The following is a 6,939-nucleotide window of genomic DNA, read 5'->3' as shown; positions in this document are numbered from 1 at the left end:
CTGATGCTGGCCGTGCTGCTGGCGGCGACGGCGCGGTTTGGGAAAGGTAGGGCAGTAGGGAGTAGGGGAGTAAGGGAGTAGGGGAGTAGGGGAGTAGGGGAAGCAGATCGAGCGGGCAACCTGCCCTACTCCCCTATTCCCTTACTCCCCTACTCCCTTGCTGCTGTTAAGCAGCGAGATCGCGCAGCACGTATTGCAAGATGCCGCCGTTCTTGAAGTAGTCGAGCTCGTCCAGCGTATCGATGCGGCAGACGATCGGCACGTTCTTCACCGTGCCGTCGCCGAAGGTCACCTTGGCGACCATCTTCTGGCGCGGCTTGATCGTGTCCAGGCCGTCGATCTCGACCAGCTCGTCGCCCTTCAAATTGAGGGAGGCCCATGAGGTGCCGTCCTCGAAGACGAACGGGATGACGCCCATGCCGACCAGGTTGGAGCGGTGGATGCGCTCGAAGGACTGGGCGATGACCGCGCGGACACCAAGGAGATTCGTTCCCTTGGCCGCCCAGTCGCGCGAGGAGCCGTTGCCGTATTCGACGCCGGCGAAGATCACCAGCGGCACGCCTTCCTGCTTGTATTCCATGGCGGCATCGTAGATCGACATCTCCTCCTTCGAAGGATAGTGGATCGTGTAGCCGCCTTCGCGTCCGTTCTCGCCCAGCATGTGGTTGCGGATGCGGATGTTGGCGAAGGTGCCGCGCATCATCACCTCATGATTGCCGCGCCGCGTGCCGTACTGGTTGAAGTCGGCGACGCCGACGCCATGCTCGGTGAGATACTTGCCGGCCGGCGAAGCGGCCTTGATCGAACCGGCCGGCGAGATGTGGTCGGTGGTGATCTTGTCACCGAAGAGACCGAGCACGCGCGCGCCCTTGATGTCGCCGATCTTGCCGAAGGCGCGGCCCATGCCGGCGAAATAGGGCGGGTTCTGCACATAGGTCGAGTGGTCGTCCCAGGCGTAAGTCTGGCCTTCCGGCACCTTGACCTTCTGCCAATAGGCGTCGCCCTTGAAGACGTCGGCATATTTGCGGGCGAACAGCTCGCGGGTGACGTTCTTCTCGATGAACTCCTGGATCTCGGCCGATGTCGGCCAGATGTCCTTGAGATAGACAGGCTTGCCGTCGCTGCCTTCGCCGAGCGGCTCGGTCGTCAGATCCCTGGTCACCGTGCCGGCCAGCGCATGCGCGACTACCAGCGGCGGCGAGGCGAGGTAGTTCGCCTGCACGTCCGGCGAGACGCGGCCTTCGAAGTTGCGGTTGCCGGACAAGACCGCGGCGGCGATCAGACCCTTATCGTTGATGGTCTTCGAGATCGGCGCCGGCAGCGGGCCGGAATTGCCGATGCAGGTGGTGCAGCCGAAGCCGACCAGGTTGAAACCGATCTGGTCGAGCTCCTTCTGCAGGCCGGACTTTTCGAGATATTCGGCCACCACCTGGCTGCCCGGTGCGAGCGAGGTTTTCACCCACGGCTTCTGCTTCAGGCCGCGCCGGTTGGCGTTGCGGGCCAAGAGGCCTGCGCCGATCAGCACGCTCGGGTTAGAGGTGTTTGTGCAGGACGTTATGGCGGCGATGACGACGTCGCCATGGCCGAGATCGTGATCGGTGCCCTCGACGGCGTAGCGCTTCGAGATCTCGGCGGCCTTCTTGTATTCGGTCTCCATCGCCTTGGCGAAGCCGGCGGGGATGTCTTGCAGGGCGACGCGGCCCTCGGGACGCTTCGGGCCGGCCATCGACGGCACCACGTCGCCGAGGTCGAGCTCGAGCAGATCGGTGAAGACCGGGTCGGCCGAGCCTGTGTCGCGCCACATGCCTTGCGCTTTCGAATAGGCCTCGACCAGGGCGATGCGGTTCTCCTCGCGGCCGGACATGGTCAGATAGCGGATAGTTTCCGAATCGACCGGGAAGAAGCCGCAGGTGGCGCCATATTCCGGCGCCATGTTGCCAATGGTGGCACGGTCGGCCAGCGTCATGTTGGAGAGGCCGGGGCCGAAGAACTCGACGAATTTGCCGACGACGCCCTTCTTGCGCAGCATCTGGGTGACGGTGAGCACGAGATCGGTGGCGGTGACGCCTTCCTTGAGCCTGCCGGTGAGGCGGAAGCCGATGACCTCGGGCAAAAGCATGGAGACCGGCTGGCCGAGCATCGCGGCCTCGGCCTCGATGCCGCCGACGCCCCAGCCCAAAACGCCGAGGCCGTTGATCATGGTCGTGTGCGAATCGGTGCCGACGCAGGTGTCCGGATAGGCGACGGTCTCGCCGTCCTCGGCGTTGGTCCACACCACCTGTCCCAGATATTCGAGATTGACCTGGTGGCAGATGCCGGTGCCGGGCGGCACGACGCGGAAGTTGCGGAAGGCCTGCTGGCCCCATTTCAGGAACTTGTAGCGCTCCTCATTGCGCTCATATTCCAACTCGACATTGCGGGCGAAGGCCATCGGCGTGCCGAACTCGTCGACGATGACGGAGTGGTCGATGACGAGATCGACCGGCACCAGCGGATTGATCTTTTCCGGGTCGCCGCCGAGCGCCTTGATGCCGTCGCGCATGGCGGCGAGGTCTACGACGGCCGGGACGCCGGTGAAATCCTGCATCAGCACGCGGGCCGGGCGATAAGCGATCTCGACGCCGGCGGTGCCCTTGTCGGTCAGCCAGGCGGCGACCGCCTGGATCGATTCCCTGGTGACCGAGCGGCCATCCTCGTTGCGCAGCAGGTTCTCCAGCAGCACCTTCATCGAATAGGGCAGCCGGGCGATGCCGGTGAGGCCGTTCTTCTCGGCCTCAACGAGGTCGAAATAAACATAGTCCGCGCCACCTGCGGTCAGGGTGCGGCGGCAATTGAAACTGTCGAGGGATTTCGTCACGGCGATCCGTCCTTGTCTGTTCAGCCTGAAAGGGAACGGACGCCGTTGGCATGCAATCACGCGCAAAGGTGCGGGTACGGCCATTTCCGCTGTCCGCTCCCAAGCAACCCGAGCCGTTCAAGGCGGCGCGTGCGCTGGTTCGGCGCTAATTCTGATCCCGCGCCGACCGCTGGCACGGATGAACCGCATATAGAGAATTTCCCGGAATAGTTCTAGACAGGCGAAAGACGAATTTGCGTGAGGCGGCGAGCGCCGCGCAACGGTGCTTTCGGGACGGGCAAGGATGCGGCTGATCGCCGAAAATCTGGGCGGCGAGCGCGGCGGCGAGACGGTTTTCTCCAACACCGGCTTCACGCTGGAAAAGGGCGAGGCGCTCATCGTCACCGGGCCGAACGGCGCGGGCAAATCGACACTGCTGAGAATCGTCGCCGGGCTGCTGCCGGCCGCCGGAGGCAAGGTGCTTGTCGAGGGCGGCGGCGAGGCTTTCCCGACGGTCGCCTCGGCTTCGCATTATCTCGGCCATCTCAACGCAATGAAGACGGCGCTCAGCGTCGAGGAGAATCTCGGCTTCTGGCGCGCTTTCCAGGGCGAGCCGGGGCTGGACGTCGAAGAGGCGCTGGAGACGGTGGCGCTCGGCGGGCTCGGGCATCTGCCCTTCGGCTATCTGTCGACGGGGCAGAGGCGACGCGCGTCGATCGCCAAGCTTCTGGTCAGCCGGCGGCCAGTCTGGCTGCTCGACGAGCCGACGGCGGGATTGGACAAGGCCTCGGAGGAGCGGTTCGCGGGGCTGATGCGGGGGCATCTGGCGGATGGAGGGATCGTGGTGGCGGCCACGCATCTGCCGCTGGGGCTGGAGGGGGCGCGCGAGCTGCAAATGAGGGTAGCCGGTTGACGTTAGCGCTAAGCCCCCCCCTCTGGCCTGCCGGCCATCTCCCCCTCAAAGGGGGAGATCAGCAGCTCAGGCGCCCCATTTGCCTTGCTACGCTGGAGATTGGCGAAAGCCGAGGCGACATCCAATCTCCCCCTTTGAGGGGGAGATGGCCGGCAGGCCAGAGAGGGGGGCCTGGGCGCGGGCATCGCAAATCATGCTAGCCCTTTTCCTCCGCGACATCCGCCTCTCGATCCGTGCCGGCGGCGGGGCGCTGATCGGCGTGATTTTTTTCCTCGCCGTCATCGTCACCATCCCGTTCGGCGTCGGTCCCGACCTCAACCTCCTGTCGCGCATCGGCCCGGCGATCCTGTGGATTGCCGCGCTGCTTGCCTGCCTGCTCGGGCTCGACCGGCTGTTCCAGGCCGACCGCGAGGACGGCTCGCTCGATCTGCTTGTCCTCAACAACGACCGCCATATGCTGGCGCTGACGGTGCTGACGAAATGCCTGGCGCACTGGACGGGCAGCGTGCTGCCGCTGGTGGTCGCGGCACCTCTGCTCGGCCTGTTCATGAATATGGAGCCGCTGGGCATCGGCGCCACGGCGCTCACATTGCTCGTCGGCACGCCGGCCATCACCTTCATCGGCGCGGCGGGCGCAGCGGTGGCGGTGGCGCTGCCGCGCGGCGGATTGCTTATTTCGGTGCTGGTGCTGCCGCTCACCATTCCGGTGCTGATCTTCGGCGTTTCGGCGAGCTATGGCGCGGTGGCCGATCCGGCGCCGTTCCTGCAGCCTTTCCTCGTCCTTGCCGCGCTCACGCTGTTTCTTGCGGTGCTCGGTCCACTGGCGGCGGCGCTGGCGTTGCGGCACGGAACGGATTGAGGCGGCGAGGACGTTCCTTCACTGCGGCACCGCGGCAAATTGCGGACCGGCCAGCGCGGGGTTATGGAAAGACATGATCGAAACGGTTGACAAGGCTACGAGCAGGGAGCGGTCGCTATGAGCGCGCACGCCCTGTTCGTCACCGCCGCCTATGCCATCACCGCCGTCGTGCTCGCCGGGCTGATCGGCTGGGTCCTGCTCGACCAGCGGGCGCGCAGGCGTGAGCTTGCGGCGCTGGAAGCGGCCGGGGTGCGGCGGCGTTCCGACAAGGCCGTCAAGCCATGAACCTCGAAACCGAAGCGCCGCGCCGCCGCCTGTTCGTGCTTCTGCCGCTCTTGGTGTTCCTGGGGTTGGCGGGGCTGTTCCTGTCGCAACTGCTCTCGGGCCGCGACACCTCGGAAATCCCCTCGGCGCTGATCGGCCTGCCGGCGCCGCAGACCGACTTGCCGCCGCTCGAAGGGACGAGCCTGCCGGGGCTCGCGTCAAAAGACTTTGCCGGCAAGGTGACGCTGGTCAACGTGTTCGCGTCCTGGTGCGCGCCGTGCCGCGAGGAGCATCCGGTGCTGCTCGGTCTGTCGCAGGACAAGCGCTTCACGCTTGCGGCGCTGAACTACAAGGACCAGCCGGAAAACGCCCGCCGCTTCCTTGGCGAGCTCGGCAATCCCTACCAGGCGATCGGCGCCGATCCGGCCGGGCGCGCGGCGATCGACTGGGGCGTCTATGGCGTGCCGGAGACCTTCGTCATCGGCAAGGACGGCAAGATTGCCTACAAGCATGTCGGGCCACTGACACCCGACTCGGTGGGTGCGTTGCTGTTGCCGCAGATCGAGAAGGCGCTGGCGGCGCCGGGTTGACGCGCCCCCTCATCCGGCCGCTTCGCGGCCACCTTCTCCCCGAGGGGAGAAGAGGTTGACGTCGGCGCATACCTGCTCCTCTCCCCTTGGGGAGAGGTCGGATTGCCCCGAATTGCCCTTCGCAATTCGGTTGGCAATCCGGGTGAGGGGGAATTCCCCTCGACCGGAATGACTCAGCCGTAGATCTGCTTGTGGATCTGGTAGAGCATCTCGGAACGGTCGGCGCGCAGATCGGCGAGATCGCGGCTCGACAGGTTCTCGATTTCGGCGACGAGGCGGTTGTAATGGCGGCGCTTGGCCATGGTGGCGCGGGCGCGGGAGACAAGATTGTCGAACATGACAGGGTTCCTTCTTCGTTATTCCTCCCTGACGATTGCCAGCATGACATAGGAATGATGCATTGCAAAAGAAAGATGTTGCAATGCACCATTGCAGCCAGCGCATAGCCGGTTAATTGTGCGCTAACAGGCCCGATATCCGGCGCGCGGCCATGCAGGGTCGTCCGGCTTCATGCAGTTCTCATCCGTTTTTGTCATACAAATTGCTGGCCTGCCGTCTTGCCAGAACGGCTGCGGGCTGGCTTGATCCGCCCGTCACGTGATGCCGGGAGGAAATTGATGGCGGCCGCAAACTATTACGAAGTTCTCGATCCGCGCTTCGCGCGCCTGTTCAACGGCAACGCACAGGTGGAGAAGTTGTTCACCGGATGCCGCTGGGCGGAAGGACCGGCCTGGTTCGCCGCCGGCCGCTACGTCGTCTGGTCCGACATCCCGAACAACCGCATGCTGCGCTATGACGAGACCGACGGCAGCGTCAGCGTGTTCCGGCAGCCGTCCGGCAATTCCAACGGCAACACGGTCGACCGGCAGGGCCGGCTGGTGACCTGCGAGCATTCCGGCCGCCGCGTCAGCCGGACGGAGTTCGACGGCTCGGTCACCACCATCGCCGACAAATGGAAAGGCAAGCGGCTGAACTCGCCCAACGACGTGGTGGTGCGCTCCGACGGCTCGATCTGGTTCACCGATCCGAGCTACGGCATCGACACCGACTATGAGGGCGACAAGGCCGAAAGCGAGATCGGCGCCTGCAATGTCTATCGCGTCGATCCCGAGACCGGCGATGTCGAGGCCGTCATCACCGACATGGTGCGGCCCAACGGGCTCGCCTTCTCGCTCGACGAAAGCCTGCTTTATGTCGTCGATACCGGCCGGACACATGGCGAGAAGAATCCCGCGCATATGCGCGTCTTCAATGTCGGCAAGCACGGCAAGAAGGTTTCCGGCGGCAAGGTCTTCGCCGACTGCACCGCCGGCCTGTTCGACGGCTTCCGGCTCGATTCGGACGGGCGCATCTGGACAAGTGCTGCCGACGGCATCCATTGCTACGATCCGGACGGCACGCTGATCGGCAAGGTGAAGGTGCCGGAAGTGACCGCCAACTGCGTGTTCGGCGGCAACAAGCTCAACTGCCTCTACAT

General features: G+C 64.9%; 7 protein-coding genes. 5 read left to right on the top strand and 2 right to left on the bottom strand.

The annotated features are described in order from the left end of the window. Positions 1 to 166: 166 nt before the first annotated feature. Entirely contained in the window at positions 167 to 2,857 is a 2,691-nt protein-coding gene (gene acnA / locus FJ980_RS28795) for an aconitate hydratase AcnA (protein ID WP_140547034.1), read from the bottom strand. A gap of 283 nt (positions 2,858 to 3,140) precedes the next feature. Between acnA and ccmA the strand changes: the two genes are divergently transcribed. From ccmA to FJ980_RS28770, 4 genes are all read left to right on the top strand, one after another. After that, positions 3,141 to 3,749: a heme ABC exporter ATP-binding protein CcmA gene (gene ccmA / locus FJ980_RS28790; protein ID WP_140547033.1), complete on the top strand. Its 609-nt coding sequence runs from the start codon at positions 3,141 to 3,143 to the stop codon at positions 3,747 to 3,749. A 193-nt stretch (positions 3,750 to 3,942) separates the two neighbouring features. Next, complete coding sequence (ccmB, locus tag FJ980_RS28780; RefSeq protein WP_140547031.1) at positions 3,943 to 4,608, top strand: heme exporter protein CcmB; 666 nt, start codon at positions 3,943 to 3,945, stop codon at positions 4,606 to 4,608. Between the two features lie 117 nt (positions 4,609 to 4,725). Then, positions 4,726 to 4,893, top strand: a complete 168-nt coding sequence (gene ccmD / locus FJ980_RS28775; RefSeq protein ID WP_140547030.1) for a heme exporter protein CcmD — start codon at positions 4,726 to 4,728, stop codon at positions 4,891 to 4,893. Then, complete coding sequence (locus FJ980_RS28770) at positions 4,890 to 5,462, top strand: DsbE family thiol:disulfide interchange protein (RefSeq protein ID WP_140547029.1); 573 nt, start codon at positions 4,890 to 4,892, stop codon at positions 5,460 to 5,462. The genes ccmD and FJ980_RS28770 overlap by 4 nt, the downstream gene beginning before the upstream one ends. Before the next feature lie 173 nt (positions 5,463 to 5,635). Here the strand turns inward: FJ980_RS28770 and FJ980_RS34840 are convergent, their stop codons facing one another. Then, positions 5,636 to 5,800: a hypothetical protein gene (locus FJ980_RS34840; protein WP_181165005.1), complete on the bottom strand. Its 165-nt coding sequence runs from the start codon at positions 5,798 to 5,800 to the stop codon at positions 5,636 to 5,638. A gap of 279 nt (positions 5,801 to 6,079) precedes the next feature. Here FJ980_RS34840 and FJ980_RS28765 point away from each other — a divergent pair. After that, the coding region (locus FJ980_RS28765; RefSeq protein ID WP_140547028.1) for an SMP-30/gluconolactonase/LRE family protein at positions 6,080 to 6,939 on the top strand (860 nt) is incomplete at its 3' end.

The sequence above is a fragment of the Mesorhizobium sp. B1-1-5 genome (assembly GCF_006443065.1).
Classification (GTDB): Bacteria; Pseudomonadota; Alphaproteobacteria; order Rhizobiales; family Rhizobiaceae; genus Mesorhizobium.
This window is presented reverse-complemented; position numbering and strand designations above follow the sequence as displayed.

What these genes read in the sequence shown, in the direction of transcription:
- FJ980_RS28770 (WP_140547029.1), top strand. Translation starts at nt 4,890, where the DNA reads ATGAACCTCGAAACCGAAGCGCCGCGCCGCCGCCTGTTCGTGCTTCTG.
- ccmA (WP_140547033.1), top strand. Translation starts at nt 3,141, where the DNA reads ATGCGGCTGATCGCCGAAAATCTGGGCGGCGAGCGCGGCGGCGAGACG.
- ccmB (WP_140547031.1), top strand. Translation starts at nt 3,943, where the DNA reads ATGCTAGCCCTTTTCCTCCGCGACATCCGCCTCTCGATCCGTGCCGGC.
- ccmD (WP_140547030.1), top strand. Translation starts at nt 4,726, where the DNA reads ATGAGCGCGCACGCCCTGTTCGTCACCGCCGCCTATGCCATCACCGCC.
- FJ980_RS34840 (WP_181165005.1), bottom strand. Translation starts at nt 5,800, where the DNA reads ATGTTCGACAATCTTGTCTCCCGCGCCCGCGCCACCATGGCCAAGCGC.